Consider the following 24799-nt stretch of genomic DNA (forward strand, 5'->3'; position numbering starts at 1 on the left):
CGCGCTCGTCAGCCGCGTGGCTCACAGGGCGTTCAGGCCCGCGCCCCCGAGGGCGGGGTGGCCCAGGACTCGCGGACATGCGCCGCCGCCCAGAAGCGGTGCTCATAGACGCAGCCCCGCTCGAAGGCGGCCATCATGCGGGCGCGGACGCCTGCGTCGGATGCGTCGACGAGCTCCTCGAAGATCCCGATCGCCTCCTCCACTGCGCGGTCGAAGGCCGGATCCGAGTACACCTCCACCCAGCTGCGGTACGGGTGCCGGTCCATGCCTTCCCCGATGCTCTCCACCAGGTGACGGCCCACCTCGGCGTACACCCAGAAGCAGGGCAGCACCGCGGCCACGGCCACCGCATGGTCATCGACGGCGGCGGTGGCCACCAGCCAGGAGGTGTAGCCCTGCGTGGTCGGCGAGGGACGCGGTGCGCCGTCGTCGTCCGCCATGCGGCGGGCCAGTGCGGAGAACTCCTCCGAGCCCATGAGCTCCGCCTGCATGGACTGCTCCTCAGCGATGGTGTCCGAGGTCGCCCGAGCCCAGAATCGGCGGTGCTCGGCCGACGGCGCGCGGGCCGCCAGCAGGGTCATCGCCTGGCCGTAGCCGGCCAGGTAGGCCGAGTCCTGCAGCAGATAGTGCACGAAGGTCTCCGCGGGAAGCGTGCCGTCGGCCAGCTCGGCCAGGAACTCGAGCTCGGAGATCGCGGCCAGGGCCTGCCGGGAACCGCGCCAGGCGGCCAGCCCGTGCTCCCCGGCCCGCAGTGCCGGAGAGTCCACGTACGAGGCCAGGCCTACGGCGGCGCCGGAGTGGGAGTCGGTGGTGCTCATCGCGTCCGCCGGTCAGCGACGCCGGTAGTTCGGCGATTCGACGGTCATCATCACGTCATGCGGGTGCGATTCCTTCAGCCCCGCCGAGGTGATGCGGACGAACCGACCCTTGGCCTTGAGCTCGCCGATGGTGTGCGCGCCGACGTAGAACATGGTCTGCCGCAGGCCGCCGGTGAGCTGGTGGACCACCGCGGAGAGCGGCCCGCGGTAGGGCACCTGGCCCTCGATGCCCTCCGGAATGAGCTTCTCGTCATCGGGGACGTCGGCCTGGAAGTAGCGGTCCTTGGAATAGGAGGTGTTCTTCCCGCGGGTCTGCATCGCGCCCAGCGAGCCCATGCCGCGGTAGGCCTTGAACTGCTTGCCGTTGTAGAACACCAGGTCGCCCGGGGACTCGGCGGCGCCGGCCAGCAGCGAGCCGAGCATCACTGAGCTCGCGCCGGCCACCAGCGCCTTGCCGATGTCTCCGGAGTGCTGCAGCCCACCGTCGGCGATCAGCGGCACACCCGCCGGGATGGCGGCCTTCGCCGCCTCATGGATGGCGGTGATCTGCGGGACGCCGACCCCGGCGACCACGCGGGTGGTGCAGATGGATCCGGGCCCGACTCCGACCTTCACGGCGTCCGCCCCGGCGTCGATGATCGCCTGGGCGCCTTCCCGGGTGGCCGCCTGGCCGCCGATGACGTCCACTCCTGCGGCGCGCGGCTCGGCCTTGAGCTTGCCGATCATGTCCAGGACCCCACGGGTGTGGCCGTTGGCGGTGTCGACCACGAGCACGTCCACACCGGCGTCGATCAGCGTCATGGCCCGCTCGAAGCCCTCGCCGAAGAACCCGACGGCCGCCCCGACGCGCAGCCGCCCCTCGGAGTCCTTGGTCGCCTGCGGGTACTTGTCCGCCTTGTCGAAGTCCTTGATGGTGATCAGCCCGGTGAGCCGGCCGTCGTCGTCCACCAGCGGCAGCTTCTCCACCCGGTGCTCCGAGAACAGTCGGATGACGTCCTCGCGCGCGATGCCCTCCTGGGCGGTGATCAGCGGCTGCGGGGTCATCTTCTCGTAGACCTTGGTGGTCAGGAAGTCCTCGGGCGCGACGAAGCGGGTGTCGCGATTGGTGATGATGCCCAGCAGCTTCTTCTCGGAGTCGACCACCGGCAGGCCGGAGACCCGGTAGTGGGCACAGAGGTCGTCCAGGTCCTTCAGGGTGGCGTCCGGGGTGATGGTCACCGGGTCGGAGATCATCCCGGACTCGGAGCGCTTGACCTGGTCCACCTGCTTGGCCTGATCGTCGATGGAGAGGTTGCGATGCAGGATGCCGACGCCGCCGAGCCGGGCGAGCGCGATCGCCATCGGCGCCTCAGTGACGGTGTCCATGGCGGCCGAAGCCACCGGCGTGTTCAGCGTGATGTTCCGGGTGAACTGCGTGGAGGTGTCGGCGTCGGACGGGATCACGTCGGTGGCGCCGGGCAGCAGGAGGACGTCGTCGTAGGTCAGCCCTACGAAGCCGAAGGGGTCGTGTTCCTCTGCGGTGGTCTCTGTCACGGGTGTCGCCTCTCCAGGGTGTCGTCGATGCGGGTCGCTTGAGGACCGGCGGCTGCGGCGTCGTCGGTGTTCGGGCCACAACAAGTCTACTGCCGCGAGGATTCCTGTGCGTCGCGGCCGGTTCCGCGGGATGACGCGGCCGCACGGACCCCACGGTGGCCCGCCGGCGTCCCTCAATGTGACAACGTATGAACTTATCTGTTCATATTTCTGAAGATATCCCGCATAGTGGTGTCAGGCACTTCTGCACCGGAAGCAGCACCACACAGACTCTCAAGCACCGCACAGACCCGCAGCGAAAGGCATCAGCACATCATGAGCACCGATGAGGCACCCTCCCCCGAGCAGACGTCGAGCTCCGGCCGACGATCCAGCGGCAAGCTGGCCATCGCCTTCGTGGCCGTGGCCGCCCTGGCCGCCACCGCCGGGGGCGTGGTCACCAACAGCATCAGCGGCGGAGACGACGGCGCCGCCACCAGCACCGACTCCGGCTCCGGGGGCGGCGAGCAGGCCACCACGGTGGCGAATGTTCAGGTTGCGGGTGAGCACCGCGGCTACGACGAGGTCCACCAGGGCGGCGACGAGGACCTGGAGAACGTCCTGGTCTCCACCGACTGGCTGGCCGACCGCCTCGACGAGGGCGACCTCGCCGAGCAGGGCATCGTCCTGATCGACGTCTCCGAGGAGCTTCCCACCTCCGAGCTGACCCCCTACTCCGAGGCCCACATCCCCCAGGCGCAGTACGTGAACTGGTCCACCGAGTTCACCCAGCCCAACACCCGCGAGTTCATCTCCCAGGACGAGTTCACCGAGCTGGCCCAGTCCCTGGGCATCGACGACGGCGACACCGTCGTGCTCTACGGCGACTCCAACAACTGGTTCGCCGCCTACGCCGCCTGGGTGTTCAAGCTCTACGGCGCCGAGGACGTCCGCCTGCTCGACGGCGGCCTGCACAAGTGGGAGGTCTACGACGAGCGCGAGCTGACCGAGGAGGTCCCCGACGTCGCCGAGGGCACCTGGGAGGCCCAGCCGCAGAACCTCGACATCCGGGCCCTGCAGCCGGAGGTCCTCGAGGTGGCCGAGGAGAACGTCGACGGCGAGTCCGCGACCACGCTGGTGGACATCCGCTCCGCCGACGAGCACGACGGCGCGATCGGCGTGGACCCGGAGATCTTTGAGGGCGAGTCCACCTCCATCTGGGGCCACATCCCCGGTTCGGTCAACGTCTCCTGGGGCACCATCGTGGACGAGGAGACCGGCCAGTTCCTGCCGGCCGACGAGATCCGGGCCATCTACGAGGACGCCGGCGTCGACCTCGACAGCCCGATCATCACCTACTGCCGCATCGGGGAGCGTGCCTCCCACACCTGGTTCGCCCTGAGCCAGATCCTGGGCGCCGACACCCAGGTCTACGACGGCTCCTGGACCGAATGGGGCAACTCGGTGGGCGTGCCGGTGGCCAACAACACCGACCAGCGTGCCGGCCTGTGGGGCAGCGGCGGCTCGTGAGCACCACCGCTGAGACCACCTCGACGGAGCCCGTCCGCCACTCCGGCGGACCGGGCTCCGTCTCGGTCCGTGCCGACCGTCCCCTGGGCTGGACCCGGGCGGACACGGTGCGCACGTCCGTCGCACTCGCCGTGGCCGCGCTGCTGCTCGGACTGGCCGGCTGGCTGACCATCACCGACGGCGAGGGCCTGGGCGGATCGAACGCCGCCTTCGCCCTGCTGATCGGTGCCGGCCTCGGCATCCTGTTCGAACGCGGCCGCTACTGCTTCTTCTGTGTGTTCCGTGACTTCTTCGAGAAGGGAGACTCGCGCGGGCTCTACGCCGTGCTGGTCTCCATCGCCGTGGGGATGATCGGTTACGCCGTCGTCTTCTCCATGCGTGTGTCCAACCCCACCGGGGGCACCATTCCCTCGGACGCCCACATCGCTCCGGTCTCCCTGGCGCTGGTGATCGCCGGCTTGGCCTTCGGACTCGGGATGGTGATCTCCGGGGGCTGCATCGCCGGGCACCTGTATCGGCTCCCGGAAGGGCACCTGCGCTCCCTGCCGGCGCTGGTCGGCGTCGTGCTGGGCTTCGGTGCGGGATTCCTCTCCTGGGACACCATGTACTCCGGGTTCATCGCCGGGGCGCCGGTCCCCTGGCTGCCCGCCGGCAGCGGCTACACCACCGCGGTCGTGCTGCAGCTGGGCGTGCTGGTCGGACTCGGGATCTGGCTGTTGCGGTGGAACCCGCCGGTGACGGGCCGCGGGGACCGCGTGGTCGACGCCACCGAGGTCCGCCGCCTCGTGTTCTTCAAGCGCTGGCCGGCGCTGGCCACCGGTGCCGCCGTCGGGATCCTGGCCGTGCTGGCCTACTACAAGGACCAGCCGCTGGGCGTGACCAGCCAGATCTCCTCACTGACCCGCACCGGCATGGACGCCGCCGGGCTGCTGCCGAACTTCATGCCAGGCCTGGACGAGCGCCTCGCCGGCTGCGTGGCGGTGGTGGTGCACACCATCACCACCAACGGGTGGCTGATCGCCGGCATCGTGCTGGCCTCGCTGGCCGCCGCGCTGCCGGGGCGCCGGGTCAAGGTGGAGCCGCTGACCGGCTGGAATTCGCTCACCGCGGTGATCGGCGGAGTCCTGCTGGGCTGGGGTTCGATGATCGGGCTGGGCTGCACCATCGGCGTACTGCTCTCCGGGACCCAGGCGATGGCGCTCTCCGGCTGGGTCTTCGGCGCGGCCGTGGTCGTCGCCGCCGGCGTCGGGTTCAAGCTTGGGCTGCATCGCCGCGCCAACCCTGGGGTGTACCGCTGAGCAGGTCCCTCAGGGAAGGCCACGGACCCGCAGTCCGGCACGTCACAGGGACGGCCTTAGCACTCTGCTTGACCGAGTGCTAAGGCCGTCCTAAAGTTTGTGTTGGCACTCGAGGCCATCGAGTGCTGATGCGGCGTCGGCGTCACCGGCGCCGAAGGCCTGAAGGGGCGCCGTCCGGCACCGCGACGACGGATCGGTCACTCCCAAGGCGCGCAACAACCCCGGCCTGGGGCACGGCGTCGGCGTCACACGACGCGCGGCCCGGGCCTGTGAACAGACCCGATTCGACATCACGCAAAGGAGAGTACTGACGTGTCAGTCTCCATCAAGCCCCTCGAGGATCGTATTGTTGTCCGCCCCCTGGAAGCTGAGCAGACCACCGCTTCCGGTCTGGTGATCCCGGACACCGCCAAGGAGAAGCCCCAGGAGGGCGAGGTCGTGGCCGTGGGCCCGGGCCGTGTCGACGACAAGGGCAACCGCGTGCCGGTCGACGTCGCCGAGGGCGACGTCGTCATCTACTCCAAGTTCGGCGGCACCGAGGTCAAGGTCGGCGGCGACGAGTTCCTCGTCCTCAACGCCCGCGACGTCCTGGCTGTCGTCGAGAAGTGATCGCGGATCCTCCGCACACCTCTCGAGACCCGCATCTGACTCGCAAAGGAAGCAACTCATATGGCAAAGCAGCTTGAGTTCGACGATGCCGCCCGGAAGGCACTCGAAGCCGGCATCGACAAGCTCGCCGACACCGTCAAGGTGACGCTGGGCCCCAAGGGCCGCAACGTCGTCCTGGACAAGTCCTGGGGCGCACCGACCATCACCAACGACGGCGTCACGATCGCCCGCGAGATCGAGGTCGAGGACTCCTACGAGAACCTCGGCGCTCAGCTCGCCAAGGAGGTCGCCACCAAGACCAACGACGTCGCCGGCGACGGCACCACCACCGCCACCGTGCTCGCCCAGGCCCTGGTCAAGGAAGGCCTGCGCAACGTGGCCGCCGGTGCCGCTCCGGGTGAGATCAAGCGCGGCATCGAGACCGCCGTCACCGCGGTGACCGAGCGTCTGAAGACCAACGCCCGCGACGTCGAGGGCCCCCAGGTGGCCCACGTCGCCGCGATCTCCGCCCAGAACGACGAGGTCGGCGAGCTCATCGCCCGCGCCTTCGACGCAGTGGGCACCGAGGGCGTGATCACCATCGAGGAGTCCTCCACGACGTCGACGGAGCTCGACATCACCGAGGGCATGCAGTTCGACAAGGGCTACCTCTCCCCGCACTTCGTCACTGACGCAGACCGTCAGGAGGCCGTGCTGGAGGACGCCCAGATCCTCATCCACCAGGGCAAGATCTCCAACATGCAGGAGTTCCTGCCGCTGCTGGAGAAGGTGCTGCAGTCCAAGAAGCCGCTGTTCATCATCGCCGAGGACGTCGAGGGCGAGGCGCTCTCCACCCTGGTGGTGAACAAGATCCGCGGCACCCTGAACGCTGTGGCTGTCAAGGCTCCGGGCTTCGGCGACCGCCGCAAGGCCATGCTGGAGGACATCGCGATCCTCACCGGCGCCCAGGTGGTCTCCCCCGACCTCGGTCTGAAGCTGGACCAGGTGGGCACCGAGGTGCTCGGCTCCGCACGCCGCGTGACCGTCACCAAGGACAACACCACCATCGTCGACGGCGCCGGCTCGAAGGAGGACGTCGAGGCCCGTGCCGCCACGATCAAGGCGCAGGCTGACGCGACCGACTCCGAGTGGGACCGTGAGAAGCTGCAGGAGCGGCTGGCCAAGCTGGCCGGCGGCATCGGCGTCATCAAGGTCGGTGCGGCCACCGAGGTGGAGCTCAAGGAGCGCAAGCACCGCATCGAGGACGCCGTGTCCTCCACGCGTGCCGCGCTCGAGGAGGGCATCGTCGCCGGCGGTGGCACCGCGCTGATCAACGCGCTGTCCGCCCTGGACGAGGACGCGAACGTCCAGGCGCTCGAGGGCGACGCCGCCGCTGCGGTGGGCATCGTCCGCCGGGCGCTGGTGCAGCCGCTGCGCTGGATCGCCCAGAACGCCGGCGAGGACGGCTTCGTCGTCGCCTCCAAGGTCGCGGACCTGGAGCCGAACCACGGCTTCAACGCCAAGACCGGCGTCTACGGCGACCTGATCGCCGACGGCGTCATCGACCCGGTCAAGGTCACCCGCTCTGCCCTGCAGAACGCCGCCTCCATCGCGGCGCTGGTGCTGACCACCGAGACGCTCGTCGTCGAGAAGAAGGACGACGAGGAGGAGTGATCTCCGCACGCTGAGATCCCTCTGCCGAGACAGGGGCCCTGGCCACGTCACCCGACGGGCCAGGGCCCCTGTCTCTGTCCACGGGCTCTCTGCGCTGAGTTGGTCTGGAGTTTTGGGTACTCGACTCGATCGAGTCGAGTACCCAAAACTCCAGACCAACTCACGGGAGAGTGGAGCGGCTCCTCCACAACCGCGCAGCCCACGACGACTCCGCGCCGCCCTCTCCACAGGACGCCCCTACCCCTACTCGTCTCCTGGACCTGCGCGGCATCCTCTGAGCATGCGCCCACCATCACCCCTTCCGGAGGAGCTCAGAGGCCGCACGTTCAGTCGCGCGGAAGCACGCGCCCTGGGAGTCCCCGACCACAGACTCCGCGCCCGCGACGTCGAGCATCGCAGTCGGGGCATCTACCGTCACCGTCCCGACCTCGGCCCAGGCGCCCTCTCGCCCCGCGCACCGGTCCCGCAATCGGTCCGTCGGCTGTTCCCACCGGGTTCCCCACCCGGCCGCCCGCAGGATCCGCACGCCCTCGACATAGACCTGTGTCGAGCCGCCTGCTCCCGGTCACGCGTGCTGTGGATCAGTCATCACTCCGCAGCCCGGTTCTACCGACTGCCGCTGCCAGCGAGGTCGGCACGGGATGCACGTCTGCACATCAGCGGACTGACCCGTCATGTGGCTCTCGATGCCGACGTCGACGTCGCCCATCACTGGCCGTGCCCCGCGGCGGGCGAGGTCGTGGAGACCCTCGGGATCCGTGTCTCGTCCCCAGAGCGTGTGTTCATCGACATGATGTCGAGTCTTGGTCGCGAGGAGCTCGTCGCCCTCGGCGACAGTCTGGTGCGCCACCCCCGGCCCCAGTACGAGGGCCGCGAGGAGCCATGGACCACGGTGCCCCGACTGCGGCGGACGGTGGACCAGCACAAGGGCGCCCGGGGTGTCGTCGTCGCGCGCGAGGCGCTCGAACTCATCCGCGTCGGATCGGATTCGCCAGCCGAGACGCGCATGAGATTGGCGCTCACGGAGGCCGGGCTGCCGGAGCCCGAGCTGCAGATCAGGCTCGATCCGACGGACCCGGACTCCCCCTCAGGGGATATGGGATATCGCAACGCCCGCATCCTGCTGCAGTACGAAGGGGCGCACCACTTCTCGGCTGAGCAGCAGCACCATGATCAGTACCGCGATGGCGCCTTCCGCGCGGAGGGATGGACGGTGCTGTCCGCCAACCGACTCGACCTCGCCGAGGGCTTCCGTGGCCTGTCGGGACGGGTCAGGGATCTGCTGATCGCCCCGTGAATGCGTCTGGAGTTGTGGAAACTCGACTCGATCGAGTGGAGTTTCCACAACTCCAGACCAACTCAGCGGAGGGGAGGGAGGGAGGGAGGGAGGGCGGGCTGGCCTCAGCGCACGGGCACCGGGGCCGGCTCGCCGCCGTCGCCGGGCTGCGGACCGGCGTCCGGGTGGGTGCCGTTCGCCATGGCGTCGGCCCGCTCCTCCCAGAACTCGGCGTTGCGCACGCCCACGGTCCGCGGGTCGAACTGCGGGTCCTTGCCGGCCTTCATCTGGGCCCGGTAGTCCTTCAGGGCCTTGAACGCCGGCTGCTGGATGAGCAGGATGCCCACGATGTTCAGCCAGGCCATGATGCCCACACCGATGTCGCCGATGGACCAGGCCCGGCCCTCGGCGCCCATGGCACCGTAGAAGACCACGATCAGGATGACCACCTGCAGCACGGCCAGCAGCGCCCGCTGGACGCTGATGCTGCGCACGTTGCGCATGGCGTAGGTCAGGTTCGTCTCCGCCATGTAGTAGTAGTACACCAGCGTGGAGAAGGCGAAGAAGGTCAGCGCGATGGCCACGAAGATCGTGCCCGCCCCGGCGAACACCGTGTCCAGGGCGAACTGGGTGTACGGAGCTCCAGCCTCGACACCGTCCGGCAGGTTGGAGGCGTGCTCGATCAGGCCGTCCTCGGTCTCCACCTGGAACATCCCGGTGGAGAGGATCAGGAACGCGGTGGCCGAGCAGACGATCAGCGTGTCGATGTAGACGGCGAAGGCCTGGACCAGACCCTGCTTGGCCGGGTGGGAGACCTCCGTGGCGGCGGCCGCGTGCGGCCCCGTGCCCTGACCGGCCTCGTTGGAGTAGATGCCGCGGCGCACACCCTGGTCCACGGCGTAGCCCAGGATGCCGCCGAAGACGGCGTGAGCCCCGAAGGCGGACTCGAAGATCAGGCGCAGCATGGCCGGGATCTCAGAGGCGTTGGCCAACAGCACGATGAGCGCGATGATGATGTAGCCGATCGCCATGATCGGCACCACCGTGGCGGTGAAGTGGGCGATGCGCTTCACACCGCCGATGATGATGATCCCCAGCACGATGGCCAGGAAGACGCCGATCATCCACCGGTCCAGTGCGGGGAAGGCACTGGTGAGCGCACCCGACATCGTGTCGGTCTGGATGCCGGGCAGGAACACGCCCAGCGCCACCACCGAGACGACGGCGAAGATCCAGGCGTAGATCTTCAGCGGGATGCCCGCCCACGTGTGCCGGTAGGCCCGCTCGAAGTAGAAGGCGGGACCGCCGCGGTACTCTCCGGTGCGTGGGTCGCGCTCCTTGAAGATCTGGCCGAGGGTGGACTCCACGAAGGAGGTGGCCGCACCGAGCAGCGCCACGATCCACATCCACATCACTGCACCGGGCCCGCCGGAGGCGATGGCCACGGCCACACCGGCGATGTTGCCGGCGCCCACGCGGCCCGACAGGGACATGGTCAGCGCCTGGAAGGAGGAGATCCCGTCCTTCGAGCTGCCTCCCCTCACCAGGGCTCGGATCATGTCCGGGATCCTCGTGAACTGCACCAGCTTGGCGCGGATGGTGAACAGCAAACCGGCGCCGAGGCACAGCCACACTAGATAGGGGCTCCAGACGACGTTGTCTGCCCATTCGATGAAAGCGTCCATGGGTTTCCTTCCCTCATCATCACACTCGTCGCAGCGGCGCACGGGGTGGTGTGGCCGGGCGCGGACCGTCGGCTCGGCGCGAGCACGGGTGTCACGGACGGTCTGTGAGTGTCGGAGCTCACGTCGAGCTCCGATCGCAAAGAGTAGCACCGTCCTGTTTCGACGGTATGTCTGCCAGGACGGCGCGGCGTGATGCCGCTCACATCATGCCACAGCGGCAGTGAGGTCGCCGCATCCGGTGCGCGCTCTCCGTCCTCCTGCCGGGCTGACCATGCCGGGCTGACTATGCTGTGCTGGGTGATCAGCCCGACTCCCCCGGCTCAGCCCTCCCCTGGCCCGCCCGCCCGCGTCCCCTCCCGCCGCTTCCTGGCCTGGGAGGTCGTCCTCGTGCTGGGCGTCTCGCTGGGGCGCAGCGCCGTCTACGCGATTCTGCAGCTGGCCGAGCGGCTGGCGGAGGCCCCGTTGGCGGAGCAGACGGCCACCGTCCACTCCAGCCGGTCCCGCCACGAGCTCTTCGACCTGACCTACCAGGTGCTGGACAGCATCTTCGCCCTCGTGCCGGTGGCACTGGTGCTCTACCTGATGTTCCTGCACGGGGTGAATCCGTTCCGTCGCTTCGGCTTGGACCTGCGCCGCCCCCGCCGAGACCTGGCCCTGGGGGCAGGCCTGTTCCTGCTGATCGGGGCGGGCACTCTGGTGGTCTATGTGGGCGGCCGCACCGCCGGGGTGACCATGGAGATCATCCCCGCCGACGTCACCGCGCACTGGTGGACCACTCCGACGCTGCTGATCGCCGCAGTCCGCCATGCCCTGGTGGAGGAGGTCATCATGGTCGCCTATCTGCTGGACCGGGCACGGAGGATCTGGCCGGGGCTGACGCCGTCGTGGGTCCGCCCCGAGAGCTCCCTGCAGGCCGCCCCCGCCCCGGCCGGCCACCGGGCCGAGCCCCGGGACGCCGCCCCGGCCGGACTGCCGCGGTTGGGCAGACTCTGGTGGGTGGTGGTGGCCGCGGCGCTCCTGCGCGGGGCCTACCACCTCTACCAGGGCTTCGGTCCAGGCCTGGGGAACGCGCTCATGGGCGTGGTCTTCGGCGCCGTCTACCTGCGGTACGGTCGCGTGATGCCACTGGTGATCGCCCACTTCCTGCTGGATGCGGTGGCGTTTCTGGCCTTCCCCCTGGTGCTGCGCCTGACCGGGGTGTCCGCACTCATCGGCGGGTGACTTCGGCCAGCACCTCGATCGGACCGATGATCTGCTGGAAGGACTCGTCGTAGACGTCGTCGGGCAGCATGTAGGGGTCCACGACGTCATCGTCCGGCCCCGGGCGTCCGGCATCCTGGCGCGCCCGGTCCAGCAGGGGCACGACGGCGGCGATCCGGTCCCGCTGCGTGGCCCCCTCCCCCACGACGTCGCGCAGCTGCGCGCGGACGGCCTCCCGTCCGAGGTGCTCCGCCAGCCGACCGAGCTCCCGGATGGTGAAGGTCCGCGCCCGCGCCCCCGGAACCTCGGCCGTGACGTCCTCCAGGTGCTCTCGGGTGGCGGTGAGGATGAGGTCAGCCTCCTCCACCATCGCGGCGGTGACCTGTCTGGCGGTGAAGTCGGCGGCGTCGGCGCCGTAGTCCGCGACCCGCTGCTTCATCGGCGGCTGCATGTCCTCGCCGTCGTGGGCGTAGGTGCCGCCCGAGTGCACCCGCAGACCCTCCTCGGCGGCGTCGGCGAACACGTGGACGAACAGCCGCTCCATGGCGGGTGAGCGGCAGATGTTGCCGGTGCAGACGGTCAGCACGGTGAAGTCCTGGGTCATGGTCCCCTCCTGACGAGGATTCGCGGGTCGGTCCTGCACAGGATCCTCTCACAGGGCCAGGGTCGCCTCGCAGCAGCGCAGGGTGGCGGCCGCGTAGCCGTCCCCGAAGAGCACCCAATGCCCCAGCAGGTAGAACAGCTGATGAACCGGCACACGTTCCTCCCACCCCGGCGCGAGAGGCCACTGGGCCTGATAGCCCGCCACCACGGCGTCCAGGTGGGGCAGGCCGAACAGCTGCATCATCGCCAGATCCGATTCCCGGTGGCCGGCGTGGGCGAAGGGATCGATGAGCACACCCTCGACGTCGGCGTCGCGGCCCGGTGAGCCTGCGGCGGCGGGCTCCTCCGGGAAGACGCGCCTCCACAGCAGGTTCCCGGACCAGAGGTCACCATGGAGGCGCGACGGCGGCTCCACAGGGTCCGTGGCCTGGCCAGTTCCGCGTGCGCCGCCTGCGTCACCGGTGCCACCGGTGCCACCGGTGCCACATGTCCCGCCGCCGTCGAGGTCGCCGGAGGAGATGCGGTCCCGGGCGGCGCGCAGCACCGGCGGGACTGCCGTCAGGCGCTCCAGCAACGGGTCCAGTCGCTCAGCGGCGAGGAAGGAGCCCCAACTGGGATGAGTCCCCGAGCCCATGGGGAGCAGCTGGCCGGCCGGGCCGAACAGGGGCGGCTCCCCGGGCGGGTGCCCCGGGGGCAGGGCGCCGAAGGCCGTGCCGGCAGGTAGGCTCCGGTGGGTGCGGGCCAGGGCTGCGCCGAAGGCCGCAGCTGACATCCGATCGGGCCGAGCCTCCACGACGGTCTCCACAGTGAGCGCGTCATCGTCGACGTCGAGCACGCGGACCACGGCGGCTCCCCCGTCCGGCACAGCTTCAGCCAGCCAGCGCAGACCCGCGGCCTCGATCCGCGGAGCCGCCGTCGTCCTGCTGGTCTTGCGAACGCTCATCGTGCCCACCCGAGGAGCTCCGCTGCGCACTCACGCTCCGTGCTCACGCTCGACACTCACCCTCCGTGCTCCCGGACCGGGCGCAGCGCGTCCGGGGCGGGGAAGGGCAGGGTGTACTCCCGAGGCCGAGAGCCCACCACGGAGGCCGCCCCCATCGCATCCTCGGCCACGCGAATACGGTCCGGACTGACTTCCACGATCCGGACGCGGACCTCTTCTCCGGCAGGCAGCCTCAGCAGCCAGGGATCCGCCAGGAAGGACAGGCCTCTCCCGTCCAGCGCCTCCTCAGCCTGGAGCCAGTCGACCTGTTCGGTGATCGGCCTGCCCAGGATGTCCACGGCGACGAGGCCGTCCCCGGACATACGGATCCAACCCACCCGCTCACCGTCGTTCCGATGATGGTCGATCCAATTCTCGTCCATGGCGCCACTCTACTCACAGCCTTCGACACCGTCGCTGGAGGGTGCGGCAATCTCGCCGAGCTCGGCCCTGACGATGTCGAGCGCCCACGCGGAGTCGGCCTCCGGCGGCTGATGGAAGAGGTGGAAGGCGAGTCCGTCGACCAACGCGTGGAGCCGCTGCGCCGTGACCACTGCTGCCGGAGACCCGGGCTCTGAGGTCAGCATCTCGACGATGCGCCCACAGAGCCCGGCCAGCCCCTGGTGCGCCTCGCCCCGGACCCGATGGAGCTCCGGCACCGCGGCGCGTTCGGCCAGGAGGGCGAGGTTGACCTCGAACTCCGCCCGGGTGTCCGGCGTGAGCGGAAGGACCTCTCCGATGAGGGCGAGGGCACGCGCCTCCGGGGCATGGGAGGCCGCCTCCGTGTAGGTGGCATGGAGACGATCCGTGGCGCGCTGCACCATGAGCTCGGCGGAGAACTGCACGAGCTCTGCTCGGCTCGGGAACACATGCCGGAGCGAGCCGACGGCGACGCCGGCCCGATCCGCGACAGTGCGTACAGAGACCGCGGAGATGCCCTGGTCGAGGATCACCTGCCATACCGCCTCCGCGAGCTGGTTCTTGCGTGCATCACGATCCATGGTCCGAGGCATGGACACACAGTAGCACGACCGTGCTACACTCGCGGCGTCGTCTATAGCACGACTGTGCTAGAACCACTGGGCGCCCTGTGACCGCCCTGCACCACGCCACTGCGACACACCCACCGACCCCTCGGGAGCACTCCATGGCAGACCCCCATCCGGCCACTCGGGCGCGCGGCGCTCTCCTTCGCACAGGCGGCGCCACCGCGGCGGCCCTCGCCCTGCTGACCCTGTCGGCCTGCACCACGGACGCCTCTGAGGCCGACCCGGAGTCCAAGACCTTCGACTACGACGGCGACGCCCTCTCCATCGAGACCCATGAGGTCGCCACCCACGTCGTCGCCGCCGATCGGGACGACATCCTGGTCACCCGCTGGTTCGCGAAGACGGCAGGCTTCGAGAAGCTCGTCTGGACCCTGGACGGCGACACCCTGGAGATCGACGCCGGCTGCCACGGCATCGCCGTCTGCGACGCCCGCTTCGACGTCGAGGTGCCCCACGGCATCGACGTCGAAGTCGACGGCGAGCCCATCGACCTCGCATCCCGCTGAGCCTCTCGCCAGGCCCCACAGCGGCACACCCCGATCACCCCTTCACGGAACAGGAGACCCTTCCATGCGCATCCTCATGGAGATCATCGGCATCATTCTGCTCATCAACGGCATCGGCGGCCTGTGGAACGACGACTTCGGCCTCCTGGGCCGCTTCGCCGACGGTGCCGCACTCACCGCACTCCAGGGAGCCGCCGTCCTGGCCGGCGCAGCACTGACGGGAGGAAGCCTCTGGGGGCGCCGGTCAGCGAAGGCGAGGCGGAAGTCGCCCGAGTCCTCCGACGACTGGACCGACGACGTCCTCGACGAACTGCTGTGACGGGCGATCGGCAGGAAGCTCACCCATGAGGCACTCCAGACATGAGGCGCCCCAGACATGAGGAGGCCCGGGCGGTCTGCGCATCCCCTCGATACGCAGACCGTCCGGGCTCCCCGGCTCAGTCCGTCACATGCTCAGTCCGTCACCGACTCAGTCGCGGCGCTTCTCGAACGATGTGCCGTACGGCTTGTCCTGCAGAAACTCCAGGATGGCCATCTCACGGGTGTCCGAGGGCAGCTCGTTCGGGTCCTCGAAGAGGCGTCCGGCGGCCCGGTCCGCGAGGTACTGCTTCATCTCCTCCTTGACCTTCGGCGCCAGGATCACGCAGCCGACGACGTTGATGAAGATGCACAGGAACAGGGCCGAGTCGGCGAAGTCGATGATGTTGCCGAAGGACACCATGCAGCCGATCACGATCATCACGCAGATGATGGAGCGGAAGATGAGGTCCTTGGTCTTCGACATGCCCACCAGGTAGCGCCAGGCCTGGATCCCGTAGTAGCTCCAGGTGATCAGGGTGGAGAACGCGAAGAGCGCCACACAGATCGCCAGGACCACGGAGAACCCGGGAAGGAAGGTCTCGAAGGAGGCGGCCGTCAGGCCCACCGGGTTGTCGTGACCGACACCGATGGCCTCCTCATAGTCGGCGGGCCAGGCGAAGATGATCACCAGGGCGGTCATGGTGCAGACCACCACAGTGTCGATGAACGGCTCCAGGATGGCGTTGAAGCCCTCCGAGACCGGGCGACGGGTCTTCACCGCGGAGTGGGCGATCGGGGCCGAGCCGATGCCCGCCTCGTTGGAGAATGCCGCACGCTGCACACCGATGATGATCACGCCGATGACACCACCGGTGATGCCCTCTGCGGTGAAGGCCCCGGAGATGATCGCGCCGAACGCGTCACCGATGTTGGTGATGTTCACCGCGATGACGATCAGGCAGGCCAGCACGTAGATGCCGGCCATCGTGGGCACGATCTTCGCCGTGGCGGAGCCGATCCGGCGGATGCCGCCGATGATGACCAGAGCCACCAGCCCTGCGAAGATCAGGCCGAAGATGAACGCCGAGGTGTCCGTGCCCAGGAAAGCGAACGCGGAGGTGCCGGTCATCTCGTCGAGCGTGCTGCCGGCGGACTCGATGGCCCCGTACGTCTGGTTGGCCTGGAACATGCCGCCGCCGATGATGCCGAACAGCATGATCGAGATCGCGAAGACGCCGGTGATGATGAGCACCGGCAGCCTGCCGAGCTTCCGGAACGCCACCGGCAGGTACTTGAACGGCCCGCCGTGGACGATGCCGTTCTCATCGATGTGGCGATACTTGACCCCCAAGGTGCACTCCACGAACTTGGTGCACATGCCGAACAGGCCGGCCAGGATCATCCAGAACGTGGCGCCGGGGCCACCCAGGGAGACCGCAGCGGCGACACCGGCGATGTTGCCGAGCCCCACGGTGCCGGAGACCGCAGCCGTCAGGGCCTGGAAGTGGGTGACCTCGCCAGGATCATCCTCGGTGGTCCATTTGCCGCGCACGATCTCAAAGGTCACCGGAGCGGTCCGGAACTGCACGAAGCCGAAATAGATGGTGAACCCGATGGCCGCGACGATGGCCCAGAGGACCACCAGCGGGCCGTCCCAGAGCGTGGTGCCCTCCGGGAACGGGGCACCGAGTGGAATCTCCACGTTGGTGCCGAAGATGAGATTGACGAAGAAGCCGGTGATCTCACCGAACCATTCGTCAATGGTGTCTGCGACGCCCTGCAGGCCGTTGCCGGTCTCTTCGACCTCGGCCATCGCCAAGACGTGTCCTCCTCTGGACATGTGTCGTCCCCCATCTGCATGTCGAGTGATGCTGATCACAACGATTGTGTGCCCTGAGAGTACTACCCGGTACGCACAACAATCTATATGCGAGATGTTTCAGGAGCTTTTCCGTACGCAATTCTGGTGTACCAGTTACGTTTCGAAGGATGCATTCTTTACTGACGCGCGTCTGATCTGGGGCCACAGGGACGACGACGGCCCCGCACCGCACCACAGGGGTGCAGCACGGGGCCGTCTCGGCGTGTCGCCTCAGCTGCTCTCGACGACCCGCCCCGGAGACGGAGCCGATTCCTCGGAGCCGTACTCCCCCACATATTCAGTGCGGACGTCGCGGATGAGGAAGAACAGGAAGACGAAGAGCAGGATGCAGATCACCAGCACCACGGGGTGCAGCCCCCGGCGCGGATCCCGTCCCGGCTGGTCCGAGGCTCCGCCGTCCTGCCCTTCGCCGCTCATCCCTCGATCCCGAGCTTGGCCAGCACGATCTCGCGGACCTTGCCGGCGTCAGCCTGACCGCGGGTCTCCTTCATGACCGGGCCGATGAGCGCCCCGATGGCCTTGAGCTTGCCGCCGGCCACCTTCTCCACCACATCCGGGTTCTCGGCCATGGCCTTCTCGACGGCGGCGGTGAGCGCACCGTCGTCGGAGACCACCTCCAGGCCGCGGGCGGAGACGATCTCCTCCGGCGAGCCCTCGCCGTCGAGATGGTGCTCCAGCACCTGACGGGCGATCTTGTCATTGATCTTCCCCGCGTCGATCAGACCGGCCAGCTCGATGATGGTCGCCGGGGTCACTCCCAGCGCCGCCGGTTCGAGATCGCGGGCGTTGGCCAGACGGGAGATCTCCCCCATCCACCACTTGCGGGCCACCGCCGGAGTGGCTCCGGAGTCCACGGTCTCCTCGATCTCGCTGAGCAGACCGGCGGCGACGACGTCACGGAACTCCGCGTCCGCATAGCCCCAAGCCTCACGCAGACGGCGGCGACGCTCCGCCGGAGGCTCCGGCAGCTCGGCGCGCAGCTTCTCGATCCACTCCTCCGTGGTGACGATCGGCAGCAGATCCGGCTCGGGGAAGTACCGATAGTCGTCCGCATCGGACTTCGGACGCCCGGAGCTGGTGGTGCGGGTGTCCTCCTTCCAGTGACGCGTCTCCTGGACGATGCTCCCCCCGGCGCTGAGCACCCCGGCGTGACGGCGGATCTCGTAGGTCACCGCGTGCTCCACCGCGCGCAGGGAGTTCACGTTCTTGGTCTCCGAGCGGGTGCCGAACTCGCTGGCGCCCTTGGGCATCAGGGAGACGTTGGCGTCGCAGCGGACGTTGCCCCGCTCCATGCGGGCGTCCGAGATGTCCAACGCCTTGACGATGTCCCGGATGGCCGAGACATAGGCCCGAGCGATCTCCGGGGCCCGCTCGCCGGCCCCGACGATCGGCTTGGTGACGATCTCGATCAGCGGCACCCCGGAGCGGTTGTAGTCCACCAGGGAGTAGTCCGCGCCCTGGATGCGGCCGGAGCCGCCAGCGTGGGTGAGCTTGCCGGCGTCCTCTTCCATGTGGGCGCGCTCGATCTCCACGCGGAAGATCTCACCGTCGTCGAGCTCCACGTCGAGGTGACCGTCGAAGGCGATCGGCTCGTCGTACTGGGAGGTCTGCCAGTTCTTCGGGGTGTCCGGGTAGAAGTACTGTTTGCGGGCGAAGCGGCAGGTCTCCGCGATCCGGCAGTTCAGTGCGAGGCCGAGCTTGATGGCGTCCTCCACCGCCTGCCGGTTGACCACCGGCAGGGTGCCGGGCAGACCCAGACAGACCGGGTTGACGTTGGTGTTCGGCTCGTCGCCGAAGGCGTTCGGCGCGGAGGAGAACATCTTCGTCTTCGTGTTGAGCTCCACATGGACCTCGAAGCCGAGGACCGGGTCGAAGCGGACCATCGCCTCCTCGTAGGACAGCGGCGATGCCTCGGTGAGCGTCTCAGTCATAGGTGTCCTCACTCTCCTGCAGTCTGGGCCGTGACGGCGGGCTCGGCGGCCAGCTCGGGGATCTGGGCCCACAGCGGTTCGGCGTCGGCGGTGAGCAGACGCTCCAGGGCCGCACCGGCGTGGTAGACCCGGGCGTCCTCACGGGCGGGCGCGAGGAACTGGATGCCCACCGGCAGCTGGCCCCCGGCGCCGTCGTCGGCCAGCCCGCCGGGCACCGAGATGCCCGGGACACCGGCCAGGTTCGCCGGGATGGTGGCCACGTCGTTGAGGTACATGGCCAGCGGGTCGTCGAGCTTCTCCCCCAGCGGGAACGCCACGGTGGGCGAGGTCGGGGAGATCAGCACGTCGGCCTGCTCGAAGGCGGCGTCGAAGTCCCGCTGGATGAGGGTGCGGACCTTCTGCGCCGAGCCGTAGTAGGCGTCGTAGTAGCCGGCCGACAGGGCATAGGTGCCCAGCACGATGCGGCGCTTGACCTCGTCCCCGAAGCCGGCGGCGCGGGTCGCCCCCATGACGCGTTCGATCGTGAGCGGCCCGTCCTCGGGCAGCACACGGTGGCCGTAGCGCACGCCGTCGTAGCGGGCGAGGTTGGAAGAGGCCTCCGAGGGCATGATGAGGTAGTAGGCGCTCAGCGCATGTTCGAAGCTGGGGCAGTCGACCTCCACGATCTCCGCACCGGCCTCACGCAGCGCGTCCAGGGCCTCCTGGAAGCGGGCGAGCACGCCCTGCTGGTAGCCCTCCCCCTGCAGCTGACGGATGACGCCGACCTTGAGGCCGGTCACGTCCACCCGGCGGGCCGCCTGGGCGAAGTCCGGCACCTCATCCGTCAGGGAGGTGGAGTCCTTCGGGTCGTGGCCGGCGATGAGCGCGTGCAGCAGCGCGGCGTCCTCGGTGGTCCGGGCCACCGGGCCGATCTGGTCCAGCGAGGACGCCATGGCGATGGCCCCGTAGCGGGAGACCGAGCCGTAGGTGGGCTTGGTGCCCACGGTGCCGGTCACCGCCCCGGGCTGCCGGATGGAACCGCCGGTGTCGGTGCCCAGGGCCAGCGGTGCCTCGAAGGCGGCGACGGCGGCCGCGGAGCCTCCGCCGGAGCCGCCCGGGATGCGGTCCAGGTCCCACGGGTTGCGGGTCACACCGTAGGCGGAGTGCTCCGTGGAGGAGCCCATCGCGAACTCGTCGAGGTTGGTCTTGCCCAGGATCGGCAGCCGGGCGGCCCGGATCTTCTCGATCACGGTGGCGTCGTAGGGGCTCATCCAGCCCTCGAGCATCTTCGAACCGGCCGTGGTGGGCTGCCCGACGGTCACGATCAGGTCCTTGATCGCAATGGGTACCCCGGCCAGCGGGTGCAGCGCCTCGGCGTCGCCACCTCCGGCGGCGCGGATCTTGTCCACCTCGGCGGCGGTGTCCAGCGCCTCCTCGGCGGAGACGTGGAGGAAGGCGTGGATACCGCGGTCACCGCCGTCGACGGCGGTGATGCGGTCCAGGTGGGCCTGCACGAGCTCGGTGGAGGTGATCTCCCCGGCGCGCAGCTTCTCCGCCATCTGGGCGGCGGTCAGTCGGATCAGCTCGGTCATGGTCAGCCTCACTCCTCGTCCAGGATCGCCGGAACCTTGAATCGCCCGTCCTCGGCGTCGGGGGCGTTGAGCAGAGACTGCTCCTCGGTGAAGACCTCGCCGACGACGTCCTCACGGAAGACGTTGGTCAGCGGCAGCGGGTGGCTGGTGGCGGGCACGTCCTCGGAGACCGCCTCGGACACCTTCTTCACGGAGTCCACGATGACGGCCAGCTCGCCGGCCATCGTCGTCAGCTCCTCCTCGGTCATGCTGATATGTGCAAGTGTGGCCAGATGCTCGACGTCGGCGCGCGAGATCTCAGACATGCAGCTCCTACGGGGTCGTGGGGTTCACACGTGGATTTCGAAGTCCCCGACAGTCTAGTCGAGGCACCTGACGGGGACGGTCGGACTCCGTGCCCGGTCCAGGCCAGGTTCAGGGCGATCTCAGGCGGCCTACGGGGCGCCGGAAGAACGGGAAGCGGGCGTCCTTGCCGTGCTGCTCCCGGGTGATCACCAGGTCCCGGCTGGGGTCCTCGACGAATCCTTCGGAGCGGTACAGCCGGTGGGCCGCGGTCATGGAGGCCAGGCTGCACAGCACGATGCCCTCCGCACCGGCCTGCTCCGCCCGGCCGATGAGGTGCCGCACCATGGTCCGGGCGATCCCCCGGCCCTGGAACGCGGGCGCCACCGAGAGCATGCGGAACTCCATCTCGGTGCCGCGGGCGAGCTCGGCGAGCGCGTCGCCGGGCCAAGCGATGACGGCGGAGGCGGCGACCACGCCGTCGACCTCGGCCACGATCAGCTCGCCATGCTCCGCTCGGTAGGCGACGTCGGCCAGCTGCGAGATGTAGGGATCATCCGCCGACAGATGACCGCCGTCGACATAGGCTGCGACGGTGAGCTCGCCGATACGGGCATGATCGTCGGGCCGGGCCGGACGGATCACCACCTCCGGGAGAGTGGAAGAACGCTCCGGCGCGGCACCGTCTTCGAGGAACTGGCCGGTCATCGGGCAGCGCCTTCTCCCGGCACCTTCCCGTCCTGCGCCCGCTCGTCCTGCGCCCGCTCGTCGTCCGCCTGCCCGTCCTGTACCTGCTCCTCGGCGAGGCCGATGGGCAGCGGACGCAGCCGCGTATGGGGGATGCCGATGTCTCCGATGAGACACCAGTCTCCCCGCACCGAGCTGTCCGCCACGGCCGGGCGCCGCACCGGCACCCCGGCCTCCTCGGCGATCAGTGCGGCGGCGGACCAGTCGTGCTCCTGGATACCGAACTCCGCGAAGGCCTCCACCGTGCCGTCAGCGACCATGCATATGTCCAGGGCCGCTGCCCCGAGGCGCCGCAGATTGCCGAAGCTGTCGAGCATGGCGGCGACGGCGGCGGTCTGCTGAGCGCGCCGTTCGGGGTCGTAGCCGAAGCCGGTCGAGAGCAGACCCGCGGACAGGCTGCCCCGCGGGCCGCGCAGACGCACCGGATCCCCGATCGGCCACCCGGGTCCCTCCCCGTCGAGACGAGAGGTGAACGCCCCGCCGTCGCGCGAGGCCCACCAGAGGCGGCGCAGCCCGGGAGCATGGACGACGCCGACCAGCCACTGACCGTCGGGGCCCTGCACCGCCACCGAGGTGCCGTAGTAGAGGATGCCGCGCACGAAGTTGGTGGTTCCGTCGAGCGGGTCGATCGACCAGCGGTAGCCGGTGGCGCCGTCGGGGGCGACGGTGCCGTACTCCTCCCCCGTGACCGTGTCCTCAGGGCGCCGACGCCGCAGCACCGTGCGCACGGCCTGCTCGGCACGACGGTCGAAGTCGGTCACCAGGTCGGACTCCGAGCTCTTGGTCTCAACCCCGTCACCGCCCAGGGCCAGTCCGGAGGGCGCGACGTCGTCCCGCCCGGCCAGCACGGCGGCCCCGGCGGCGGCGGCCTCGCGGGCGATGTCCAGCAGCTGATGCGCAGCGGTCACGATGTGGTCTCCCAACCCTCGTCGATGATGTGTGGTGCACGTGATGTGACTCCTGATGAGCCGGGCGTCGTGCCGGGTCTCAGGACTCGAGGCCCTCCGGCCCCCTCTGCAGCAGGACGCCGAACTGCTCCTCGTCCAGCACCGGCACCCCCAGCGATGCGGCCTTGTCCAGCTTGGAGCCGGCGTTGGCTCCGGCCACGACGTAGGCGGTCTTCTTCGACACGGAGCCGGCGGCCCGGCCTCCGCGGGCGATGATCGCCTCTTTGGACTCGTCCCGGGACCAGTTCTCCAGACTGCCGGTGACCACCACCGTCAGGCCTTCGAGGGTGCGCGGCGTCTCCTCGTCGACGTCGTCGACCATGCGGACCCCGGCCTCCGCCCAACGCTCCACGATCCGCCGGTGCCAGTCGAGCGAGAACCACTCGTGCACCGCCGCCGCGATGGTGGGGCCCACTCCGTCGATGCCGGCGAGCTCCTCCTCGTCGGCGGCCTGGATCTTCTCCAGCGAGCCGTAGGCGGCGGCCAGGGCCCGCGAGGCCGTGGGGCCGACGTGCCGGATGGACAGCGCCACCAGCACACGCCACAGCGGCTGCTCCTTGGCCTTCTCCAGCTCGGAGAACAGCGTGCGGCAACGGTCGTTGGGATCCCCGTCCTGCTTGGCGAAGTACCGCTCCACGGTCCACAGCCCGGTCTTCGTCCACGTGCGCGAGGCGGCGTCGTAGTGCCGCTCCTCCCGCCAGACGTAGACGTCCTTGAGGTCCTCCGGGGAGAGGTGGAAGAGATCGGCCTCGTTGCGCAGCACCGGCGTCTGGGGCTCCGGCATCCCGTCCTCGCCGAAGGTCACCATGACCCCCGACTCTGCGACGGCCTCGCGGCTGACCAGCTCGGGGAGGTCCGGGCGGCGGAAGTCCGGATCCGTCAGCGCACGACCGCCCTCCTCTCCGAGGCCCTCGATGTCCAAGGCGCCCCGGGAGCCGACGTGGATGACCCGTTCGGCCAGCTGGGCGGGACACGACTCCGCATTGGGGCAGCGATAGTCGACGTCGCCCTCCTTCGCGGGACGCAGCTCGGTCCCGCAGGCCGGACACTTCACCGGGAAGACGAACTCGTGGAGCTCCTCCTCCCGTCCCTCGCGGGAGGGAAGCACCGGGCCCAGCACCTCAGGGATGACGTCGCCGGCCTTGCGCACGATCACGTCGTCGCCGATCAGCACGCCCTTGGCCCGGACCACGTCCTGATTGTGCAGAGTGGCGCGGGAGACCACTGAGCCGGCGACCTTCTGGGGCTCCAGCACGGCGAAGGGCGTGACCCGGCCGGTGCGGCCCACCTGCACCTGGATGTCCACCAGGCGCGTGTGGACCTCCTCCGGCGGGTACTTGTAGGCGGCCGCCCAGCGCGGGACCCGCGAGGTGTGGCCCAGCGCGCGCTGCTGGTCGAAGTCGTCCACCTTGATCACGACGCCGTCGATCTCATGGACCAGCTCGTGGCGCCTGGACTGGTGCTCGTCCAGGTAGGCCTCGATGTCCTCATAGCTGCGCAGCAGCTTCGTGTAGGGACTGACCGGCAGGCCCCAGGAGGCCAGCAGCTCATAGGCCTCATGCTGCGAGCCCAGGTCGAGGCCCTCTCGGGCGCCGAGTCCGTGGACGAACATGCTCAGCGGGCGCTCGGCGGTCTTGGCGGGGTCCTTCTGCCGCAGCGAGCCCGCCGCGGCGTTGCGGGGGTTCGCCAGCGGCGGCTTCCCGGCGGCGGTGAGCCGCTCGTTGAAGGCGTGGAACTGCTCGGTGGGCATGAAGATCTCTCCGCGGACCTCCAGCTCCGCAGGGTGACCCTCACCGGAGAGCCGCTGCGGGATGTCCTCGATGGTCAGCACGTTGTGGGTGACGTCCTCGCCGGTGGTGCCGTCGCCTCGGGTGGCCGCGCGGACCAGGCGGCCCTCCCGGTAGAGCAGGTTGATGGCCAGCCCGTCGATCTTGACCTCGGTGAGCCAGGTGGGCGTCGCGTCGGGGCGCACCTCGGCCAGAGAGGCGACGGCGCGGTCATACCAGGCGCGCAGCTCGGAGCGGGAGAAGACGTCCTCCAGGGAATACATGCGCTGCAGATGGGTAACCGGGGAGAACGCCTCGGAGACCTCGCCGCCGACCTCCTGCGTGGGTGAGTCCGCCGAGACGATCTCCGGATGCTCGGCCTCAATGCGCTGCAGCCGGGAGTAGAGCTCATCGAACTCCGCGTCAGAGATCAGCGGGGCGTCCTCCTGGTAGTACGCCACCCGATGGCGACGCACCTCCTCCACGAGCTGCTCGTACTCCTCACGCAGCGCCGTCGGCGGAGCGGATGGCTCGGCCGACGGCGCTGAGGCGGGCTCTGCGGTGGGTTCGGGAGCGGGCTCGACGGCGTCGCGGTCAGCAGTCTCGGTCACGCGCACCAGTCTATGACCTCCCCCGGACATGATCAGAGGCC

General features: G+C 69.2%; 23 protein-coding genes. 8 read left to right on the forward strand and 15 right to left on the reverse strand.

All coding sequences use genetic code 11. The features are described from left to right. Positions 1-32: 32 nt before the first annotated feature. Positions 33-818 carry a TenA family protein gene (locus tag ABD658_RS06340; protein ID WP_311025790.1) on the reverse strand — a complete coding sequence of 262 codons (786 nt, stop codon included), beginning with the start codon at positions 816-818 and terminating at the stop codon, positions 33-35. A gap of 12 nt (positions 819-830) precedes the next feature. Beyond that, a complete protein-coding gene (gene guaB / locus ABD658_RS06345; protein ID WP_344684046.1) occupies positions 831-2351 on the reverse strand; it encodes an IMP dehydrogenase in 1521 nt (506 codons plus the stop codon). A gap of 315 nt (positions 2352-2666) precedes the next feature. Between guaB and ABD658_RS06350 the strand changes: the two genes are divergently transcribed. From ABD658_RS06350 to ABD658_RS06370, 5 genes are all read left to right on the forward strand, one after another. Next, entirely contained in the window at positions 2667-3860 is a 1194-nt protein-coding gene (locus tag ABD658_RS06350) for a sulfurtransferase (protein WP_083277562.1), read from the forward strand. Further along, on the forward strand, positions 3857-5158 hold the full coding sequence (locus ABD658_RS06355) for a YeeE/YedE family protein (protein WP_344684043.1): 1302 nt from the start codon (positions 3857-3859) through the stop codon (positions 5156-5158). Before ABD658_RS06350 ends, ABD658_RS06355 begins: the two co-directional genes overlap by 4 nt. A 312-nt stretch (positions 5159-5470) precedes the next feature. Further along, positions 5471-5767 (forward strand): co-chaperone GroES, encoded by a 297-nt coding sequence (gene groES / locus ABD658_RS06360; RefSeq protein WP_070160649.1) that lies wholly within the window; start codon positions 5471-5473, stop codon positions 5765-5767. A gap of 60 nt (positions 5768-5827) precedes the next feature. Continuing rightward, positions 5828-7420: a chaperonin GroEL gene (groL, locus tag ABD658_RS06365; protein ID WP_311025786.1), complete on the forward strand. Its 1593-nt coding sequence runs from the start codon at positions 5828-5830 to the stop codon at positions 7418-7420. Between the two features lie 676 nt (positions 7421-8096). Next, entirely contained in the window at positions 8097-8717 is a 621-nt protein-coding gene (locus ABD658_RS06370; protein WP_311024452.1) for a hypothetical protein, read from the forward strand. Positions 8718-8821: 104 nt separating this feature from the next. Here the strand turns inward: ABD658_RS06370 and ABD658_RS06375 are convergent, their stop codons facing one another. Beyond that, positions 8822-10381: an alanine/glycine:cation symporter family protein gene (locus ABD658_RS06375; protein ID WP_344684039.1), complete on the reverse strand. Its 1560-nt coding sequence runs from the start codon at positions 10379-10381 to the stop codon at positions 8822-8824. A 297-nt stretch (positions 10382-10678) separates the two neighbouring features. On the opposite strand from ABD658_RS06375, the gene ABD658_RS06380 reads away from it, so the two are divergent. After that, entirely contained in the window at positions 10679-11602 is a 924-nt protein-coding gene (locus ABD658_RS06380; protein WP_344684036.1) for a CPBP family intramembrane glutamic endopeptidase, read from the forward strand. On the opposite strand, the gene ABD658_RS06385 is transcribed toward ABD658_RS06380, so the two are convergent. Genes ABD658_RS06385 through ABD658_RS06400 form a run of 4 tightly spaced genes read right to left on the reverse strand, consistent with a single transcriptional unit; the run spans position 11589 to position 14167 of the window. After that, positions 11589-12185 (reverse strand): arsenate reductase/protein-tyrosine-phosphatase family protein, encoded by a 597-nt coding sequence (locus ABD658_RS06385; protein WP_344684034.1) that lies wholly within the window; start codon positions 12183-12185, stop codon positions 11589-11591. The genes ABD658_RS06380 and ABD658_RS06385 overlap by 14 nt on opposite strands. Before the next feature lie 48 nt (positions 12186-12233). Then, a complete protein-coding gene (locus ABD658_RS06390; RefSeq protein ID WP_344684032.1) occupies positions 12234-13127 on the reverse strand; it encodes a fructosamine kinase family protein in 894 nt (297 codons plus the stop codon). A gap of 56 nt (positions 13128-13183) precedes the next feature. After that, complete coding sequence (locus tag ABD658_RS06395) at positions 13184-13549, reverse strand: hypothetical protein (protein ID WP_344684030.1); 366 nt, start codon at positions 13547-13549, stop codon at positions 13184-13186. Positions 13550-13558: 9 nt separating this feature from the next. Continuing rightward, positions 13559-14167, reverse strand: a complete 609-nt coding sequence (locus ABD658_RS06400; protein WP_344684028.1) for a TetR/AcrR family transcriptional regulator — start codon at positions 14165-14167, stop codon at positions 13559-13561. Positions 14168-14313: 146 nt separating this feature from the next. Between ABD658_RS06400 and ABD658_RS06405 the strand changes: the two genes are divergently transcribed. Both ABD658_RS06405 and ABD658_RS06410 read left to right on the forward strand, forming a co-directional pair. Further along, complete coding sequence (locus ABD658_RS06405; protein WP_085437423.1) at positions 14314-14721, forward strand: hypothetical protein; 408 nt, start codon at positions 14314-14316, stop codon at positions 14719-14721. A 64-nt stretch (positions 14722-14785) separates the two neighbouring features. Then, complete coding sequence (locus ABD658_RS06410; RefSeq protein WP_344684024.1) at positions 14786-15040, forward strand: hypothetical protein; 255 nt, start codon at positions 14786-14788, stop codon at positions 15038-15040. Positions 15041-15190: 150 nt separating this feature from the next. Here ABD658_RS06410 and ABD658_RS06415 read toward each other — a convergent pair whose 3' ends face one another. The 8 genes from ABD658_RS06415 to ligA all read right to left on the reverse strand — a co-directional run bounded on the left by ABD658_RS06415 (position 15191) and on the right by ligA (position 24758). After that, complete coding sequence (locus tag ABD658_RS06415) at positions 15191-16834, reverse strand: alanine/glycine:cation symporter family protein (protein WP_344684022.1); 1644 nt, start codon at positions 16832-16834, stop codon at positions 15191-15193. A 279-nt stretch (positions 16835-17113) separates the two neighbouring features. Continuing rightward, on the reverse strand, positions 17114-17320 hold the full coding sequence (locus ABD658_RS06420) for a hypothetical protein (protein ID WP_344684020.1): 207 nt from the start codon (positions 17318-17320) through the stop codon (positions 17114-17116). Next, positions 17317-18834, reverse strand: coding sequence for an Asp-tRNA(Asn)/Glu-tRNA(Gln) amidotransferase subunit GatB (gatB, locus tag ABD658_RS06425; RefSeq protein WP_344684018.1), 1518 nt, complete (start codon positions 18832-18834; stop codon positions 17317-17319). The genes ABD658_RS06420 and gatB overlap by 4 nt, the downstream gene beginning before the upstream one ends. 8 nt (positions 18835-18842) lie before the next feature. Then, the gene (gene gatA / locus ABD658_RS06430) at positions 18843-20405 is read right to left on the reverse strand and encodes an Asp-tRNA(Asn)/Glu-tRNA(Gln) amidotransferase subunit GatA (protein WP_344684016.1); all 1563 of its coding nucleotides are present in this window, start codon (positions 20403-20405) and stop codon (positions 18843-18845) included. Positions 20406-20413: 8 nt separating this feature from the next. Beyond that, complete coding sequence (gatC, locus tag ABD658_RS06435) at positions 20414-20710, reverse strand: Asp-tRNA(Asn)/Glu-tRNA(Gln) amidotransferase subunit GatC (protein ID WP_070162280.1); 297 nt, start codon at positions 20708-20710, stop codon at positions 20414-20416. Between the two features lie 109 nt (positions 20711-20819). Then, positions 20820-21395, reverse strand: a complete 576-nt coding sequence (locus tag ABD658_RS06440; protein WP_344684014.1) for a GNAT family N-acetyltransferase — start codon at positions 21393-21395, stop codon at positions 20820-20822. After that, positions 21392-22342, reverse strand: coding sequence for an inositol monophosphatase family protein (locus tag ABD658_RS06445; RefSeq protein WP_344684011.1), 951 nt, complete (start codon positions 22340-22342; stop codon positions 21392-21394). The genes ABD658_RS06440 and ABD658_RS06445 overlap by 4 nt, the downstream gene beginning before the upstream one ends. Positions 22343-22421: 79 nt before the next feature. Continuing rightward, positions 22422-24758, reverse strand: coding sequence for an NAD-dependent DNA ligase LigA (ligA, locus tag ABD658_RS06450; RefSeq protein WP_344684009.1), 2337 nt, complete (start codon positions 24756-24758; stop codon positions 22422-22424). Positions 24759-24799 lie beyond the last annotated feature (41 nt).

This window comes from Nesterenkonia aethiopica (assembly GCF_039534665.1).
Lineage (GTDB): Bacteria > Actinomycetota > Actinomycetes > Actinomycetales > Micrococcaceae > Nesterenkonia > Nesterenkonia aethiopica.

Excerpts from the sequence above, each read along its gene's own strand:
- ABD658_RS06405 (WP_085437423.1), top strand. The coding sequence starts at position 14,314 with ATGGCAGACCCCCATCCGGCCACTCGGGCGCGCGGCGCTCTCCTTCGC.
- ABD658_RS06350 (WP_083277562.1), top strand. The coding sequence starts at position 2,667 with ATGAGCACCGATGAGGCACCCTCCCCCGAGCAGACGTCGAGCTCCGGC.
- groL (WP_311025786.1), top strand. The coding sequence starts at position 5,828 with ATGGCAAAGCAGCTTGAGTTCGACGATGCCGCCCGGAAGGCACTCGAA.
- ABD658_RS06385 (WP_344684034.1), bottom strand. The coding sequence starts at position 12,185 with ATGACCCAGGACTTCACCGTGCTGACCGTCTGCACCGGCAACATCTGC.
- ABD658_RS06375 (WP_344684039.1), bottom strand. The coding sequence starts at position 10,381 with ATGGACGCTTTCATCGAATGGGCAGACAACGTCGTCTGGAGCCCCTAT.
- gatB (WP_344684018.1), bottom strand. The coding sequence starts at position 18,834 with ATGACTGAGACGCTCACCGAGGCATCGCCGCTGTCCTACGAGGAGGCG.
- ABD658_RS06390 (WP_344684032.1), bottom strand. The coding sequence starts at position 13,127 with ATGAGCGTTCGCAAGACCAGCAGGACGACGGCGGCTCCGCGGATCGAG.
- ABD658_RS06440 (WP_344684014.1), bottom strand. The coding sequence starts at position 21,395 with ATGACCGGCCAGTTCCTCGAAGACGGTGCCGCGCCGGAGCGTTCTTCC.
- ABD658_RS06395 (WP_344684030.1), bottom strand. The coding sequence starts at position 13,549 with ATGGACGAGAATTGGATCGACCATCATCGGAACGACGGTGAGCGGGTG.
- gatA (WP_344684016.1), bottom strand. The coding sequence starts at position 20,405 with ATGACCGAGCTGATCCGACTGACCGCCGCCCAGATGGCGGAGAAGCTG.
- ABD658_RS06400 (WP_344684028.1), bottom strand. The coding sequence starts at position 14,167 with ATGGATCGTGATGCACGCAAGAACCAGCTCGCGGAGGCGGTATGGCAG.
- ABD658_RS06415 (WP_344684022.1), bottom strand. The coding sequence starts at position 16,834 with ATGGCCGAGGTCGAAGAGACCGGCAACGGCCTGCAGGGCGTCGCAGAC.
- ABD658_RS06340 (WP_311025790.1), bottom strand. The coding sequence starts at position 818 with ATGAGCACCACCGACTCCCACTCCGGCGCCGCCGTAGGCCTGGCCTCG.
- ABD658_RS06410 (WP_344684024.1), top strand. The coding sequence starts at position 14,786 with ATGCGCATCCTCATGGAGATCATCGGCATCATTCTGCTCATCAACGGC.
- gatC (WP_070162280.1), bottom strand. The coding sequence starts at position 20,710 with ATGTCTGAGATCTCGCGCGCCGACGTCGAGCATCTGGCCACACTTGCA.
- ABD658_RS06420 (WP_344684020.1), bottom strand. The coding sequence starts at position 17,320 with ATGAGCGGCGAAGGGCAGGACGGCGGAGCCTCGGACCAGCCGGGACGG.